12 protein-coding genes, 4 tRNA genes and 1 pseudogene are annotated in these 14,482 nt (G+C 60.0%); 10 read left to right on the forward strand and 7 right to left on the reverse strand.

Features of this window, described 5'->3' with window-relative positions; genetic code table 11:
* Positions 1-97: 97 nt before the first annotated feature.
* The 4 genes from clpB to BLS27_RS23135 all read left to right on the forward strand — a co-directional run bounded on the left by clpB (position 98) and on the right by BLS27_RS23135 (position 3,269).
* A complete protein-coding gene (clpB, locus tag BLS27_RS23120; RefSeq protein ID WP_043209651.1) occupies positions 98-2,662 on the forward strand; it encodes an ATP-dependent chaperone ClpB in 2,565 nt (854 codons plus the stop codon).
* Between the two features lie 368 nt (positions 2,663-3,030).
* Positions 3,031-3,106 (forward strand) — tRNA-Asn (locus BLS27_RS23125).
* A 4-nt stretch (positions 3,107-3,110) separates the two neighbouring features.
* Positions 3,111-3,187 (forward strand) — tRNA-Pro (locus BLS27_RS23130).
* A gap of 6 nt (positions 3,188-3,193) precedes the next feature.
* Positions 3,194-3,269: transfer RNA gene (locus BLS27_RS23135), tRNA-Lys, on the forward strand.
* Between the two features lie 259 nt (positions 3,270-3,528).
* Here BLS27_RS23135 and BLS27_RS23140 read toward each other — a convergent pair.
* The 3 genes from BLS27_RS23140 to BLS27_RS23150 form a co-directional block, all read right to left on the reverse strand.
* Positions 3,529-4,824 (reverse strand): NAD(P)/FAD-dependent oxidoreductase, encoded by a 1,296-nt coding sequence (locus BLS27_RS23140; RefSeq protein ID WP_043209649.1) that lies wholly within the window; start codon positions 4,822-4,824, stop codon positions 3,529-3,531.
* 84 nt (positions 4,825-4,908) lie between these two features.
* Positions 4,909-5,082, reverse strand: coding sequence for a DUF3094 family protein (locus BLS27_RS23145; RefSeq protein WP_043209647.1), 174 nt, complete (start codon positions 5,080-5,082; stop codon positions 4,909-4,911).
* Positions 5,083-5,215: 133 nt separating this feature from the next.
* Positions 5,216-5,845, reverse strand: coding sequence for a DUF1780 domain-containing protein (locus tag BLS27_RS23150; RefSeq protein WP_043209644.1), 630 nt, complete (start codon positions 5,843-5,845; stop codon positions 5,216-5,218).
* Positions 5,846-5,975: 130 nt separating this feature from the next.
* Here BLS27_RS23150 and BLS27_RS23155 point away from each other — a divergent pair, with 130 nt between their 5' ends.
* Together BLS27_RS23155 and BLS27_RS23160 are read left to right on the forward strand one after the other, a co-directional pair.
* Complete coding sequence (locus BLS27_RS23155; RefSeq protein ID WP_043209642.1) at positions 5,976-6,659, forward strand: energy-coupling factor ABC transporter permease; 684 nt, start codon at positions 5,976-5,978, stop codon at positions 6,657-6,659.
* Positions 6,660-6,831: 172 nt separating this feature from the next.
* Positions 6,832-7,800, forward strand: a complete 969-nt coding sequence (locus BLS27_RS23160; protein ID WP_090346941.1) for a hypothetical protein — start codon at positions 6,832-6,834, stop codon at positions 7,798-7,800.
* Positions 7,801-8,267: 467 nt separating this feature from the next.
* Here the strand turns inward: BLS27_RS23160 and yacG are convergent, their stop codons facing one another.
* Genes yacG through BLS27_RS23180 form a run of 4 tightly spaced genes read right to left on the reverse strand, consistent with a single transcriptional unit; the run spans position 8,268 to position 11,164 of the window.
* Complete coding sequence (gene yacG / locus BLS27_RS23165) at positions 8,268-8,468, reverse strand: DNA gyrase inhibitor YacG (RefSeq protein WP_043209639.1); 201 nt, start codon at positions 8,466-8,468, stop codon at positions 8,268-8,270.
* The gene (gene coaE / locus BLS27_RS23170) at positions 8,465-9,088 is read right to left on the reverse strand and encodes a dephospho-CoA kinase (protein WP_043209638.1); all 624 of its coding nucleotides are present in this window, start codon (positions 9,086-9,088) and stop codon (positions 8,465-8,467) included. The genes yacG and coaE overlap by 4 nt, the downstream gene beginning before the upstream one ends.
* Entirely contained in the window at positions 9,088-9,954 is an 867-nt protein-coding gene (locus tag BLS27_RS23175) for a prepilin peptidase (protein ID WP_043209636.1), read from the reverse strand. Before BLS27_RS23175 ends, coaE begins: the two co-directional genes overlap by 1 nt.
* 1 nt (position 9,955) lies before the next feature.
* Positions 9,956-11,164: a type II secretion system F family protein gene (locus tag BLS27_RS23180; RefSeq protein ID WP_090346942.1), complete on the reverse strand. Its 1,209-nt coding sequence runs from the start codon at positions 11,162-11,164 to the stop codon at positions 9,956-9,958.
* Between the two features lie 218 nt (positions 11,165-11,382).
* Here BLS27_RS23180 and BLS27_RS23185 point away from each other — a divergent pair, with 218 nt between their 5' ends.
* From BLS27_RS23185 to BLS27_RS24095, 4 genes and pseudogenes are all read left to right on the forward strand, one after another.
* Positions 11,383-11,793 (forward strand): pilin, encoded by a 411-nt coding sequence (locus BLS27_RS23185; RefSeq protein WP_090346943.1) that lies wholly within the window; start codon positions 11,383-11,385, stop codon positions 11,791-11,793.
* Between the two features lie 82 nt (positions 11,794-11,875).
* Positions 11,876-11,951, forward strand: a tRNA-Thr gene (locus BLS27_RS23190).
* A gap of 160 nt (positions 11,952-12,111) precedes the next feature.
* Complete coding sequence (locus tag BLS27_RS23195) at positions 12,112-13,434, forward strand: tyrosine-type recombinase/integrase (RefSeq protein WP_090346944.1); 1,323 nt, start codon at positions 12,112-12,114, stop codon at positions 13,432-13,434.
* A gap of 896 nt (positions 13,435-14,330) precedes the next feature.
* Positions 14,331-14,482 (forward strand): annotated as a pseudogene (locus BLS27_RS24095) (integrase domain-containing protein); the annotation flags it as partial.

Below are 14,482 nucleotides of genomic sequence, written 5' to 3' on the forward strand. Positions count from 1 at the left end.
AAACCCAGAATCAGCCTTATCTATTGGTCATCTCAGGCAGGTTCTTCATTACAGGTGCTATCCATCGCTCCGCCTGCCCTTATAGGAAGGTATCCCCATGCGAATAGACCGTTTGACCAGCAAGCTGCAACTGGCGTTATCCGATTCCCAATCCCTGGCCGTGGGCATGGACCATCCGGCCATTGAACCTTTGCACTTGATGCAGGCGCTGATCGATCAGCAAGGCGGGTCCATCAAGCCGCTGCTGATGCAGGTCGGCTTTGACATCAATGGCCTGCGTCAGGCTCTGGCCAAAGAGCTGGACCAACTGCCGAAAATCCAGAATCCCACGGGCGATGTGAACATGTCCCAGGACCTGGCGCGCCTGCTCAACCAGGCCGACCGCCTGGCCCAGCAGAAGGGCGACCAGTTCATTTCCAGCGAGCTTGTGTTGCTCGCCGCCATGGACGAGAACAGCAAGCTTGGCAAACTCCTGCTCAGCCAGGGCGTGAGCAAGAAGGCGCTGGAAAACGCCATCAACAACCTGCGCGGCGGTGCGGCGGTCAACGACCCCAATGCCGAGGAGTCGCGCCAGGCTCTGGACAAGTACACCGTCGACCTGACCAAGCGCGCCGAGGAAGGCAAGCTCGACCCGGTGATTGGCCGTGACGATGAGATCCGCCGTACCGTGCAGGTCCTGCAGCGTCGTACCAAGAACAACCCCGTGCTCATCGGTGAGCCTGGCGTGGGCAAGACCGCCATCGCTGAAGGCCTGGCCCAGCGCATCATCAACGGCGAAGTGCCCGATGGCCTCAAGGGCAAGCGCCTGCTCGCCCTGGACATGGGCGCGCTGATCGCTGGCGCGAAGTATCGCGGTGAGTTCGAAGAACGCCTCAAAGCGTTGCTCAACGAATTGTCGAAGCAGGAAGGCCAGATCATCCTGTTCATCGACGAACTGCACACCATGGTCGGCGCCGGTAAAGGCGAGGGCGCCATGGACGCCGGCAACATGCTCAAGCCGGCCCTGGCCCGTGGTGAACTGCACTGTGTGGGCGCAACCACGCTCAACGAGTATCGCCAGTTCATCGAAAAAGACGCAGCGCTCGAGCGCCGCTTCCAGAAGGTGCTGGTCGAGGAACCGAGCGAGGAAGACACTATCGCCATCCTGCGTGGCCTGAAGGAGCGCTACGAGGTGCACCACAAAGTGGCCATCACCGACGGTGCCATCATCGCCGCGGCCAAGCTCAGCCACCGCTACATCACCGACCGTCAGTTGCCGGACAAGGCTATCGACCTGATCGACGAAGCGGCCAGCCGCATCCGCATGGAGATCGACTCCAAGCCTGAAGTGCTCGACCGCCTCGACCGTCGCTTGATTCAGCTGAAGGTGGAGTCCCAGGCGCTCAAGAAAGAAGAAGACGAGGCCGCGAAAAAACGCCTCGAGAAGCTGACCGAGGAAATCGAGCGTCTGGAGCGTGAGTACTCCGACCTGGAAGAAATCTGGGCCTCGGAAAAAGCCGAGGTGCAGGGTTCTGCGCAGATCCAGCAAAAGATCGAGCAGGCCCGTCAGGAACTCGAAGCTGCCCGCCGCAAAGGTGACCTGAGCCGCATGGCCGAGCTGCAGTATGGGATCATCCCTGATCTTGAGCGCAGCCTGCAGATGGTCGACCAGCACGGCAAGACCGAGAACCAGTTGCTGCGTAACAAGGTGACTGAAGAAGAAATCGCCGAAGTGGTCTCCAAGTGGACCGGCATCCCGGTGGCCAAGATGCTCGAAGGCGAGCGTGAGAAGCTGCTGAAGATGGAAGAGTTGCTGCACCAGCGCGTGATCGGCCAGAACGAAGCCGTCACCGCCGTGGCCAACGCCGTACGTCGCTCCCGGGCCGGTCTCGCCGACCCGAATCGCCCAAGCGGCTCGTTCCTGTTCCTCGGCCCGACCGGTGTGGGCAAGACCGAGTTGTGCAAGGCGCTGGCCGAGTTTCTCTTCGATACCGAGGAGGCCATGGTACGGATCGACATGTCCGAGTTCATGGAGAAGCACTCCGTGGCTCGCCTGATCGGCGCTCCACCCGGATACGTCGGTTACGAGGAGGGCGGTTACCTGACCGAGGCTGTGCGTCGCAAGCCGTATTCGGTGGTGCTGCTGGACGAAGTGGAAAAGGCTCACCCGGACGTGTTCAACGTGCTGTTGCAGGTACTTGAAGATGGCCGCTTGACCGACAGCCATGGCCGTACCGTGGACTTCCGCAACACGGTGATCGTGATGACCTCCAACCTGGGCTCGGCGCAGATCCAGGAACTGGCCGGTGACCGTGAGGCGCAACGTGCGGCGGTGATGGACGCGGTAAGTTCGCACTTCCGTCCGGAGTTCATCAACCGGATCGACGAAGTGGTGGTGTTCGAGCCGCTGGGGCGCGAGCAGATCGCCGGTATCACCGAGATCCAGCTTGGCCGCCTGCGCAGCCGTCTGGCCGAGCGCGAGCTGTCGCTGAGCCTGAGCCCAGAGGCCTTGGACAAATTGATCGCAGTCGGTTACGACCCGGTGTATGGCGCACGGCCGCTCAAGCGTGCGATCCAGCGCTGGATCGAAAACCCGCTGGCGCAGTTGATCCTCGGTGGGCAGTTCCTGCCTGGTGCGGCGATCACCGCCAAGGTCGAAGGCGACGAAATCGTCTTTGCCTGAGCCCGGCAGTCAAGAAAGAGCCCCGCCTTGGCGGGGCTTTTTCGTTTCGGCTTTGCGGCGTTGGGCCTGTCGACGCAGTTGCTCGGTAACGCAAACCCCTGATTTTTCTGGGCCCGATCTAACTAGCTGAATATTTTGAAAAAAATGCTTGCACAGAAAATCGAGTGCCCCTAATATACGCCCCGCTGTCAGGCACTACAAAGATCACCGGCGGTACAAGGGATCTGAAAACAATTTGCAAATCAGTAACTTGAAAGCAAATTGGGGGTTGACAAGCAAAACGAAGAATGTAGAATAGCCGGCCTCAGCAGCGACAACGCTGAAGAGTTCGAAGCTAACACAGACTTCGAAGTTGTACGAAGTTCAGTTCCGCGATAGCTCAGTCGGTAGAGCAAATGACTGTTAATCATTGGGTCCCTGGTTCGAGTCCAGGTCGCGGAGCCAATTTCGGGGTGTAGCGCAGTCCGGTAGCGCGCCTGCTTTGGGAGCAGGATGTCAGGAGTTCGAATCCCCTCACCCCGACCATTTTCCGGGTCGTTAGCTCAGTTGGTAGAGCAGTTGGCTTTTAACCAATTGGTCGTAGGTTCGAATCCTACACGACCCACCATGTAAAAAGGGCATCTCGAATGAGATGCCCTTTTTCTTTTGCCTCGAATTTATCCAAACTTGTCACTGCACGACGGCACCCGTCAGTGCCCCTTCAAAGATTTCGGGCAGTACCCGACGATGAAGCACAAAAAAAGCACCTTCCGGTGCCTTGATGTGTATCGCCGCCGGTTGGGGGAGCGGGTTTGCCTGCGAAAGCGATAGCCGATTCACTATCGTACTCGCGGACAACCCCATTCCTCCAAGCGAGGGCTGGCCTGTCAGTGCAGTTTCAGGCGCGGCTCAGTACCCCGCCCAATCTTGCTACCCAGCATCATCAGTGCCGTGCGGAAGAACCCGTACAACGCCATCTGGTGCATCCGGTACAGCGACACATAGAACATCCGCGCCAACCAGCCCTCCAGCTTCACGCTGCCCATCAGGTTACCCATCAGGTTGCCCACCGCCGAGAAGCGAGACAGCGAAACCAGCGAGCCGTAGTCCTTGTATTCATAAGTCGGCAGCGGCTTGTTCTCAAGCCGAGCCTTGAGGCTCTGGGCAAGCATCGAAGCCTGCTGATGCGCGGCCTGGGCCCGTGGCGGCACGTTGCGGTCGCTGCCGGGTTGCGGGCAGGCGGCGCAGTCACCGAAGGCGAAGATGTTGTCGTCGCGGGTGGTCTGCAGGGTCGGGCGCACCACCAGCTGGTTGATGCGGTTGGTTTCCAGGCCATCAATGTCCTTGAGGAAGCCTGGCGCCCGGATACCGGCCGCCCATACCTTGAGGCTCGCCTGGATCACTTCGCCGGACGCCGTCTTCAGACCATCCTCGGTCACTTCACTGACCGCCGCGTTGGTCATCACTTTCACCCCGAGTTTTTCCAGGGTCTTGTGCACCGGCACGCTGATACGCTCAGGCAGGGCAGGCAACACGCGTGGGCCTGCCTCGATCAGCGTGATGTGCATGTCCTTGGGCTGGATGCGGTCCAGGCCGTAGGCCGCCAGTTCGTGGGCCGCGTGGTGCAGTTCGGCCGCCAGTTCCACACCGGTGGCGCCGGCGCCGACGATAGCCACGCTGATCTTCTCGCTGGCCACATCACCGGCATGGGCGCGCAGGTAGTGGTTGAGCAACTGCTGATGGAAGCGCTCGGCCTGCTTGCGGGTATCCAGGAACAGGCAATGCTGCGCTGCACCGAGTGTGCCGAAGTCGTTGGTGTTGCTGCCCACGGCGATGACCAGGGTGTCGTAGCCCAGGGTGCGCGCAGGCAGCAGTTCGCGACCTTCTTCATCGAGGGTTGCGGCCAGTTGGATCTGCTTGGTCTCACGGTCCAGGCCGCTCATGCGCCCCAGCTGGAAATTGAAGTGATTCCACTTGGCCTGGGCCACGTAGTTCAGTTCGTCTTCCGAGGAGTTCAGCGAGCCGGCGGCCACTTCGTGCAGCAGGGGCTTCCAGATGTGCGTGAGGTTGGCGTCGACCAGGGTGATCTCGGCCTGCTTGCGCTTGCCCAGGCTTTTACCCAGGCGGGTCGCCAGTTCCAGGCCGCCGGCGCCGCCGCCGACAATCACGATGCGATGAGTCATGGGGATATCTCATAAGGTTTAAGGAATTCTTGGCCCCAAGGGCCGGCCGCGACAGGGGCGAGGGGAGGGCGAGCGCAAGGCAGCTCATAGCACCAGTCCACTCAACAGGCGGCTAAGCAGGCCCAGGCCGATGGTCACAGCCACCACTACCACGAGGAGCAGCAAAGGCCGGAATGGCTTGCGCTCGACTCGATGCTGAGGTGCCTGCAGGTATTCATCGACACGACGCTGATCTTCTGGATTCAAGCGGCTGGTCATGGTGGGCCTCGTCAGATAGACGCTTGTGACTGCGAAAACACCACAGGGTTCTCGCAAGCACTTGATATCGAATGATAATGCTTTCTATCACTGGCGCCGAGTGTACGCCATCGCAAAGACTCTCGGCAGTGGATCAAAGACTGATACCGACATCGAAGACAATGCTGCGCCCCAGGTTCCCGCGCAGAAAATCCGGTGCGTCGGGGTGGGCGAACAGCACCCGGGCGAACGTCGGCCCCACCAGCGACAGCGAGCGCCACCCCTGGCGCAGGTATTCGGTAGGCGGCGGGAAGTGGCTGTTGAGGTCCAGCACTTCGCGCTTGAGGCTGGCGAAGGCGATGATATCCAGCTCGCTCAGATCCAGCCCGCGTTCCCGATAGTTGTGCGCCTTCTTGCGCAGCGTCGGGGCCAGGCGCCCGAGCAGCTCCTGGGCGCTGATCCGCCTTGGCCGCGCCTCGCGACGCACCAGCTGGCTCAGGGAAAACGCACTGCGCCGGCGTTGCAGCTCCTCGCGCCATTCGTCATTGAGCCGGCGCCCTTCATCGAGCACGAAGAACACCTCGAAGGCGGCATCACGAAACAGCACGTCAGGCGGCTCCTGGCCCGCCGGTGTGAAGTCCTCGCTGCGATAAGCGATGTTCAAGCCTTGCAACAGGCGCTGGCACACCCAACGCTCTCGTTCCCATTTACGGGCGTTGGAGAGAAAGGCATTGGCTTGTTCGGCCTGGATGGTGAGCAGGCGCAGGTAGTCTGAGTCATCCATGGGAACAAGCTTAGTCGCTAATCCATGACGGTAAGATGCTGTTTGTGCGCAGGAAACCGGTGGCAGAACGATAGCCTCGGCAATCGGGTGTAGACTCGGCGTATCCGCGACCGTCCGAAGGAGCGAACCGGTGATCAGTGCGCAGGTCCTGTCCACCGCCAGCCTGACCCTGGGTTGGCTCGGCTATGTGCCCCTGTTGGTATGGGCCCTGAGCCGCACGCGTTGGGTCGAGTTGTTCAGTGATAGCCGTCGCCAGCATTTATTGTTTGGCACGGTCTTCGGCTTGTTCGTGCTGTGGTTGGTCCGGCGGGATTTCGACACAGGCGTCTCCTACCACTTCATCGGTATGACTGCGGTGACCCTGTTGCTGGACTGGCCGCTCGCGGTTCTCGGCGGTTTCCTCGCCCAACTCGGGTTGCTGGCGCTGGGCCGACAGGACCTGGCCGCCCTGGGCGTCAACGGCCTGTTGATCATCGGCCTGCCGGTGCTGGTCACGGAGGTCTGCGCGATCCTGGTCGAGCGCGCCCAGCCGCGTAACCTGTTCGTCTATATCTTCTCTGGATTTTTCGCCGCGGCGTTGTCGGCCTTGCTGTGCGTCCTGGCTGGGCTTGGCCTGCTCTGGCTGGATGGACGTTTCGCCATGCCGGAATGGCTGTCGGACTTCATTGGCTACCTGTGGTTGATCATCTTCCCCGAGGCTTTTATCAATGGGACGGTGATCAGTGCTTTAGTGGTGTTTTGTCCGGAGTGGTTGGAGACGTTCAATCGCACCCGATATTTACAGGCGCCTTGGAATGATGACGAGAGGCGTTGAATAGTTATCGCCGGTAGTCAGTTCTTGTTTGATAGTTCCAACAGTGTCTGTAGTACGTTTCCTTGTTTGACCTTTTACTGCGCTTGCGCCGTTGCCGCGTGCTTCATACGTCCCTACTCTCGATCAGCTGTTGGTGCTGAATAATTAAGGGAAATACGTATGAGGTACATGAGTGTCTGAAGCCCGGTCGTTTATCAATCTTGAAACCAAAAATTACGAATCGCTTAAATCAGAGTTGATGATTTCACGAAATCAACTCGCGAAATTCGATGTGTTAAATGCGCATCTTGCCGGCGGTGTGGTGATAAAAGGTGAGCTGGTGATTCTCGGTGATCCTTCTACTCCAAACTGCACCAGCCATGAGGCCTTTCTGATGGCCGAGGCTGCAAACATCCACACCGATCTGGCCCGCAATGGTCCAGATGACTTCCTTATCCAGAACTTTGACTTCATTAAAGGCTTGCTGGCCCACGCTTCAATGGGGGTGGGCATGGCTAGTGATGCCTGGAGCAGGCATCTGGAGAGCATCAAGAAAACACTTCAGGAAATAGAAAAGCTTTATCAGGACTTTCTGAGGGATGGATGTGGCAACCGGCGTGATAGGTTTTATGTAAAGCGCGCGGATTTATTTGCGAGGTTGAGGCAGCAACTGCGCTTCTTCGCCTCCTTTGGCTCGGGGTTGCGGGGGGACGGATCGATAAAAAGCCGGTTGGGTATTTCCACGAAGAGCTTTTTGCACACCGGTGAAATACCTGGGTATGCCGAAAAGGTCGCGGGTGTGGTGCGGGCGTCGAATCTGCTCAAGAAGGGGACCTACCTAGCCATGACAATCGAGGTGGGTTCCACGGCATTGTCTATTAATAAAGCCTGCACCTTGGGACGTGAGGAGGAATGCCGTAAAGCCAAATATGTAGAAGGCGGAGCGCTGGTCGGTGGTGTCGGTGGAGGCTGGGGGGGAGGCATTCTCGGCGCCGGTGGCGCTTCATACATATGTGCCGCACTCGGGATTTCTTCATTGGGCACAGGCGCATTGGTTTGTTCAGTTCTGGGGGGAGCGGTAGGAGGAACAATAGGAGGGATGAGCGGGAGCGAGTTGGGCGAGGCACAAGGTCTCAAGTTATATGAGGGGGGAGGGCTTTGACTATCAGTTTCGGGCTAACGATAGGGTTATTGATATTGGGTTCGCTGTGGGTTTCTCTTTGCGTATTGGCATATGTGTCGTGGCGCTATCTAGACTATCTAGAATCCTTGATGTCGAGAAGCAAATATGTGGTAGAGACTCGAGAGTATTATTCGAATGCAGGGCTGCCGGGGCGAATGATTCGGCTCATCTCAATTTCTTTGGCGCTGTCTTATTCCAAGATTGGAGTACGTAAAGGATTTGTGAACGCTGAGGATGTAAAAAACTTTCCGCTGCATATAAAAAGAAGATTGCTTTTGCTGTTGTATTTTCTCCATTTTTCCTTAGCAGCGTTGATTCTCGGTAGTTATCTGACGCCAAGCTGACCAATTTTCGCTTGCAGATAAAAAAAGAGTCTCTACCTCTGTCAAGCAGGGCAGGCGAAGCAGTGCCGCAAAGGGGCGCAATGCGCCCCAAAACGCCACCGATCAATGTCTCGGCTCCAGATCCCCGGAATACAACTCATCCTCCGACTCTTCCGAAGCCGGAATCTTATGCTCCTCAGCCGCCCACGCGCCCAGGTCGATCAGCTTGCAACGATCAGAACAAAACGGCCGAAACGGGCTTTTCTCGCTCCATTCCACAGGGGCCCCGCAAGTCGGGCAGTCAACGGTCAATGGCTGGCTCATGGCTGGCCTCCTCGTAAAGTCAGGTAAAAGTGATGCAGACGATCGATCTGCTCATGCAACCAGCCCAGATCTCGGTCGTTGACCACCACGTCATCGGCATGGCGCAACCGCTCCTCGCGGGCGGCCTGGGCCTTGAGAATCGCCTGCACCTGTTCCGGGCTGGTGTTGTCGCGGGCCAGGGTGCGTTGGATCTGCAGCTCCTGTGGCGCATCGATCACCAGCACACGCTGGGTCTTCGCGATCTGGCCGGACTCCACCAGCAGCGGCGACACATAGATCGCATAAGGCGATTCCGCCTTGGCCAGGTAGCTGAAGATTTCCTGGCCGATCAGCGGATGCAGCAACGCCTCCAGCCATTGGCGCTGGGCGGGGTCTGCGAAGATCAGCTTGCGCAGGGCTGCGCGGTCGAGCTGGCCGTCTTCCTGCAATACGCCTGCACCGAAACGCTCCACGATGCTCGCCAGCGCCGGCCGGCCAGGCTCCACGACCCAACGCGCCGCCTGGTCGGCGTCGACCAGATGTACACCCAGCTCGACGAACCGCTCGGCCGCAGCGCTTTTGCCGCTGCCGATACCGCCGGTGAGCCCGAGAATCCAGGGGGTAAATGCCGCAGTGGTCATCAGTGTCCAAACAGTTGCAGGTAGGAGACGTACATTTCATCACCCCAGAGCACTGCGATCCAGCCCGCAATGGCCAGATACGGCCCAAACGGCATGGCCGACCCCATCGATGCTCGGCGCAAGCGCAACAGGCACAGCCCAATCACCGCCCCCACCACCGATGACATTACCAGCGTCAACGGCAATACCTGCCAACCGCCCCAGGCGCCGATCAAGGCCAGCAACTTGAAGTCGCCATAGCCCAGCCCTTCCTTGCCAGTGAGCAGCTTGAATAGCCAATACACCCCCCAAAGGCTCAGATAGCCGATGGCCGCACCCCAGAGCGCATCGGGCAAAGGCGTGAACAGGCCAAAGGCATTGCACAACAGCCCCAGCCAGAGCGTGGGCATCACCAGTACGTCGGGCAGCAGTTGGTGGTCTGCATCGATCAAGCTCAGGCTCAGCAGGCACCAGGTCAACAACAGGGCGAACAACGCTTGCAGCGACGGCCCGAAATGCCAGGCCACCACTATCGAAAGCACTGCACAGCCCAGCTCCACCAACGGATAACGTGCATCGATGGCAACCTTGCACGCCGAGCAGCGACCGCGCAGCCACAGATAGCTCAGTACCGGGATGTTCTCCCAGGCGCGAATGCGATGGCCGCAATGGGAGCAGCGCGAGGCCGGCAGGCACAGGTCGAAGCGCTCATGCGTCACCACCGGCAGGCCCAGCACCTCCTGCGCCTCGCGCTGCCACTGACGCTCGAGCATGATCGGCAAGCGATACGCCAGCACATTGATGAAGCTGCCGAGCAACAGCCCTAGCAGCCCGGCGAAGGTCAGAAACAGCACCGGCTGATTGGCGAAAACAATCCAAAGATTCATGTCAGACCAAGTTACCCAGCTGGAAGATCGGCAGATACATGGCGACCACCAGGCCACCCACCACCACCCCAAGGACCAGCACGATGGTCGGCTCCAACAGGCCGGTCAACTGGTCGAGTGCCTGGTTGACCTGTTCCTCATAATGGGCCGCGGCCTTGTTCAGCATCTGGTCCAGCGTGCCACTGGACTCACCGATCGCCGCCAACTGCACCAGCATCGGCGGAAACAACCCATCCGCTTCCATCGCCTGATGCAGCCCCTGGCCGTTGCCCATGGCCTGGCGCAGCCGCCCAATCGCCTGTTCATGCACCGGCCCACCGCTCACCGCCGCCACCGTGCCCAGCGCATCGAGCAGCGGCACCCCAGCCCCATAGGCCGTGCCCAGGCTGCGGGAAAATCGCGCCAACGCCGCTTCGGCCAGCAACGTGCCGAGCACAGGCAAGCGCAACACCTGGCGAGATATCCACAGGCGGGCAGGGGCATGGCGTTGATACAGCTGGCGCAACGACACACCCAACATCACAAGCGCGCCCAGCAACCACGGCGCATGCCGACCCAGCGCTGTGGATAAGTCGATCACCCACTGCGTGAACGGGGGCAGCGCCGAATCGAAACTGGCGAACAACCCCTGAAACCGCGGCACGACCTCCAGCAACAACAACGCCGATACCCCCAAGCCCGTCAGCAACAGCAGCAGCGGATACAGCATCGCCTTGCGCACCCGCCGCTGCAGCGCCCGGCGCCGCTCCAGCAGGTTGGCGAGTTGCTCGAGCTGCCGATCCAGCGTGCCGGACTGCTCACCCACCCGCACCAGGTTGCAATACAACCGGTCGAACCACCTCGGGTGACGCTGCAGCGCATCGGCCAGGCCCAGCCCTGCGCCCACATCCTGTTGCAATTGCGTCAGCAGCCGCCCCAGGTGTTCATCCCCACCGCTGCGCCCCATCACCTCGAATGCCTGCAACAGCGGCACCCCGGCCCTGAGCAAGGTCGCCAGTTGCCGGCTGAAGCCCGCCGCATCCGCCTTGCCGCGCCCAGCGGGCCAGCGCCACTGCACCCGGCTCGCCGGCCGCACGCGGGCAGCGCGGATGCCCTGGCGCAGCAACTCGGCCCGCACGAACGCCTGGCTGCGCCCCTCGGTGCGGCCATTGATCTTGTTGCCGTTGATGGTGGTGCCTTCCCAGGCGTACATGCGTGTCGAATGGCTCATGCAAACGTCCTTAATTGCCGCCCCGACAAGCCCCGTAACAGCTTGTCGCGTCCCTGACCGGGCGGGTTTCCCTGTTGATCACTAGAGTAGTCCAGCGAGCCCGGTCACCTGACGGGCAGGGGTGACAAAAGGTGTCGGTTCGGCTCTACTGCGCCCCTGTCTGCCCGGGGGCCGAGACTGCAACCCAGGCATAGCCGTATCAACAAGGAAAAGCGTTCATGAAAGGGCAACGGGGCATCACCCTGATCGAGCTGATGATTGTCGTGGCGATCATCGGCATCGTGGCGACCATCGCCATACCCATGTACACCAACCAGCAAGCTCGCGCCAAAGCTGGCGCCGGCCTTGCGGAAATCTCCGCACTCAAGACCGCAATGGAACTGCGCCTGAACGAAGGCAAGGACGTCACCGACGTCACCGCCCTCGGTGGCCAGCCCAGCACCGCCCACTGCGCCATCACCGCCCGCGGCACCGCCGCCGATGGCACGGCCAGCATCACCTGCACCCTCGCTGACGCCCCCGCCAACGTGCTCGGCAAAACCCTCACGCTCACCCGCTCCGCCACCGGCTGGACGTGCAGCACCAACGTCGAAGCAGACCTCGCCCCGACCGGGTGCAAGGCCTCCTGACCCAGGCGCCGGGGGAGGGGGAATAAGCGAGGCGAAACAGGCGTTTGCGTAACCGCCACGGCAGTGGTAGCGTTGCGCTCACGCCGGTGTAGCTCAGTCGGTAGAGCAGCGCACTCGTAACGCGAAGGTCGCAGGTTCGATTCCTGTCTCCGGCACCAGTTCAGGTTCCAGCGAAGGCTACCAAAATCTCTGGAATCCCCGTAAACCCGCCTTCTGGCGGGTTTTTTCGTTATGGCGTTCCGTCGGAATCCGACAGCTGCCAGCCGATTTAGGGGTAACGTTTGGGATAAAGTCGATTCGATAAAGGGGTTTACCCTTATGGCTCGTACTACTGCTCCCCTGACCGACACCGCCTGCCGCTCGGCCAGGCCTACTGACCGCCCCTACAAGCTTTTCGATGGTGACGGTCTTTACCTCCTCGTTTACCCCAATGGCCGCAAAGGCTGGCGCTTCCGGTATGTGAAACCGGATGGGCGAGAGGGGCTGACCTCGTTTGGCAACTACCCCGTCATCGGGCTCGCGGATGCTCGGCAGAAGCGTCTGGAGACTAAGCGGATGCTGGCGGAAGGCATTGATCCGATCGCCTCCAAGCAGCAGGCCAAGGCCGAAGCGGTTGTCAGAGGACACACATTCGAACGCGTTGCCTTGGACTGGCATAAGGAAATGTCCGTGAAGTGGGCGCCTGGCCATTCGAGGACCGTGCTGAGTCGTTTGAAGACTCACGTATTCCCGCTGCTAGGCGCACGCGCCATCGTTGATCTGGATACCTTCGACCTCATGCAGCCGCTTGAGGCAATTAAGAAGCGCGGCACGATTGATGTGGCTTTGAGGGTACAAAACTACCTGCAGAGCATCATGCGTGAGGCAAAGCGGCTGCGGCTGATCACGGTGAACCCGGCATATGACCTTGAGGGCTTCATCAGCGCGCCCCGGGTTACGCACCGACCTGCACTCCCGCTGTCTCGTCTGCCTGAGTTGATGGACCGCATCGAGAACTACAAGGGACGTACTCTCACTCGGCTGACCGTCATGTTGTCGCTGCATGTGTTCGTACGCTCCAGCGAACTGCGCTTCGCACGTTGGAGTGAGTTCGACCTGAAGCGCGGCATATGGGAGATACCTGACACGCGGCCCGCATTGGACGGCGTTCCGTATTCGACCAGAGGTACGAAAATGGCGGGCGACATCCATCTGGTCCCGCTGTCGCCGCAAGCGGTGGCGTTGCTCGAACAGATTCATGCGATCACGGGGTACTTCGACCTGGTATTCACCAGTGACGCCCGCTCGTGGAAGCCTATGTCCGAGAACACGGTCAACAGCGCGTTGCGGAACATGGGGTACGACACAAAGACTGAAATCTGCGGGCATGGCTTCCGGTCCATGGCGTGCAGTGCCTTGGTCGAATCCGGGCTTTGGTCAGAGACGGCTATTGAGCGGCAGATGAGCCACAGGGAGCGCAACAACGTTCGGGCGGCGTATATCCACAAGGCCGAGTTCCTGGAGGAACGGCGAATGATCATGAGTTGGTGGAGCCGTTACCTCGAAGCGAACCGGCAGGAGCATATCTCGCCGCATGAGTTCGCGAATCAGGCCGGGGCAAACGTTTCTAGCCTGAGAGCAAGGCGTGGCGCAGTCGAGTGAGCGCACGGCTTTGAAATTTCGGTGATCCGCTTTCCACGCGGGTCCATCCAAACAGGGCTGCAAAGCCGCCCTGTTTGGATGGACCTCATCTGAAAAATCAAAAGCACCCGATCTGCCACTGCAAACCACGGGATTCCGCCCACGCCCCATGCCATTTCCAACTGCATAATCCGGCGGGCGAGTCGCTTGACCCTCCCGGATTGCGGGCGTAGAAAAGACAGTGCAAAGGCTGTCGTTGACAGCACCCCAGGTGACCCGAACCTTCAAGGTCACGCCGCTCCTGCGGTGGTTCTCCCCAAGGGCGATTCGCATCCGGCAGCTCGCCCGGTCACTACCCATGTGATGGATGCTCTTACACATATGGCTCTCGTGCGCCAGATACACCGTTCCTCGCTGCTCTGCAGCAACCTATCCGCTTGGCCGAATCTTGCGCCAACCTGTGCCCGTCTCTTTCTGTGGAAAGAGACGGGCACTTCTACCACTGCTGCAGCCCTGATCGCACAAGGCTTTGCGGCATTCCCCCTCGTGACAATCGGCGTGACAAACGCCGATGTCACCAGCAACAGCGCTGCAGATGATGGTGCCGCAGACCAAGGAACGGACTGCACCTGACTGACAGTCAGGCATGCCCCGGTCATCGCATTGCTGCTTGCACTTGGCTCAGGATCTTCAGGCACTGGTCTCGTCAGCCAATGCAGCCTCCACCCGCCCACCGGTAACGGTGTTCAGGAGGCCAGATCATGAGATGCCCTTGCTCCCGGACGTAAGGAGCCGCCAGTCCCGCGAAAAAGAAAATCCCCACAGGTCGCAGGGGCCTTGATCCCTGATAACACTCAACATTCTTGGCGGGATGACGTGGGGCGAGGATCAGAGACCAGGCGATGAGGTGATTCGACATGGCATTGGTGGGTAGGCGCGATGGCCGTAATTTCGGCTACGGCAGGCAATTGAGCTATGCAGGGCCGCAGGCGTTGAAAGACATGTTCGGCGGCGGCCACTACGGCACGGTGAAGGCACACTGTGATCGGTGGCAGGCATTCGTCAGATG

The organism is Pseudomonas guariconensis, assembly GCF_900102675.1.
GTDB classification, from domain to species: Bacteria; Pseudomonadota; Gammaproteobacteria; order Pseudomonadales; family Pseudomonadaceae; genus Aquipseudomonas; species Aquipseudomonas guariconensis.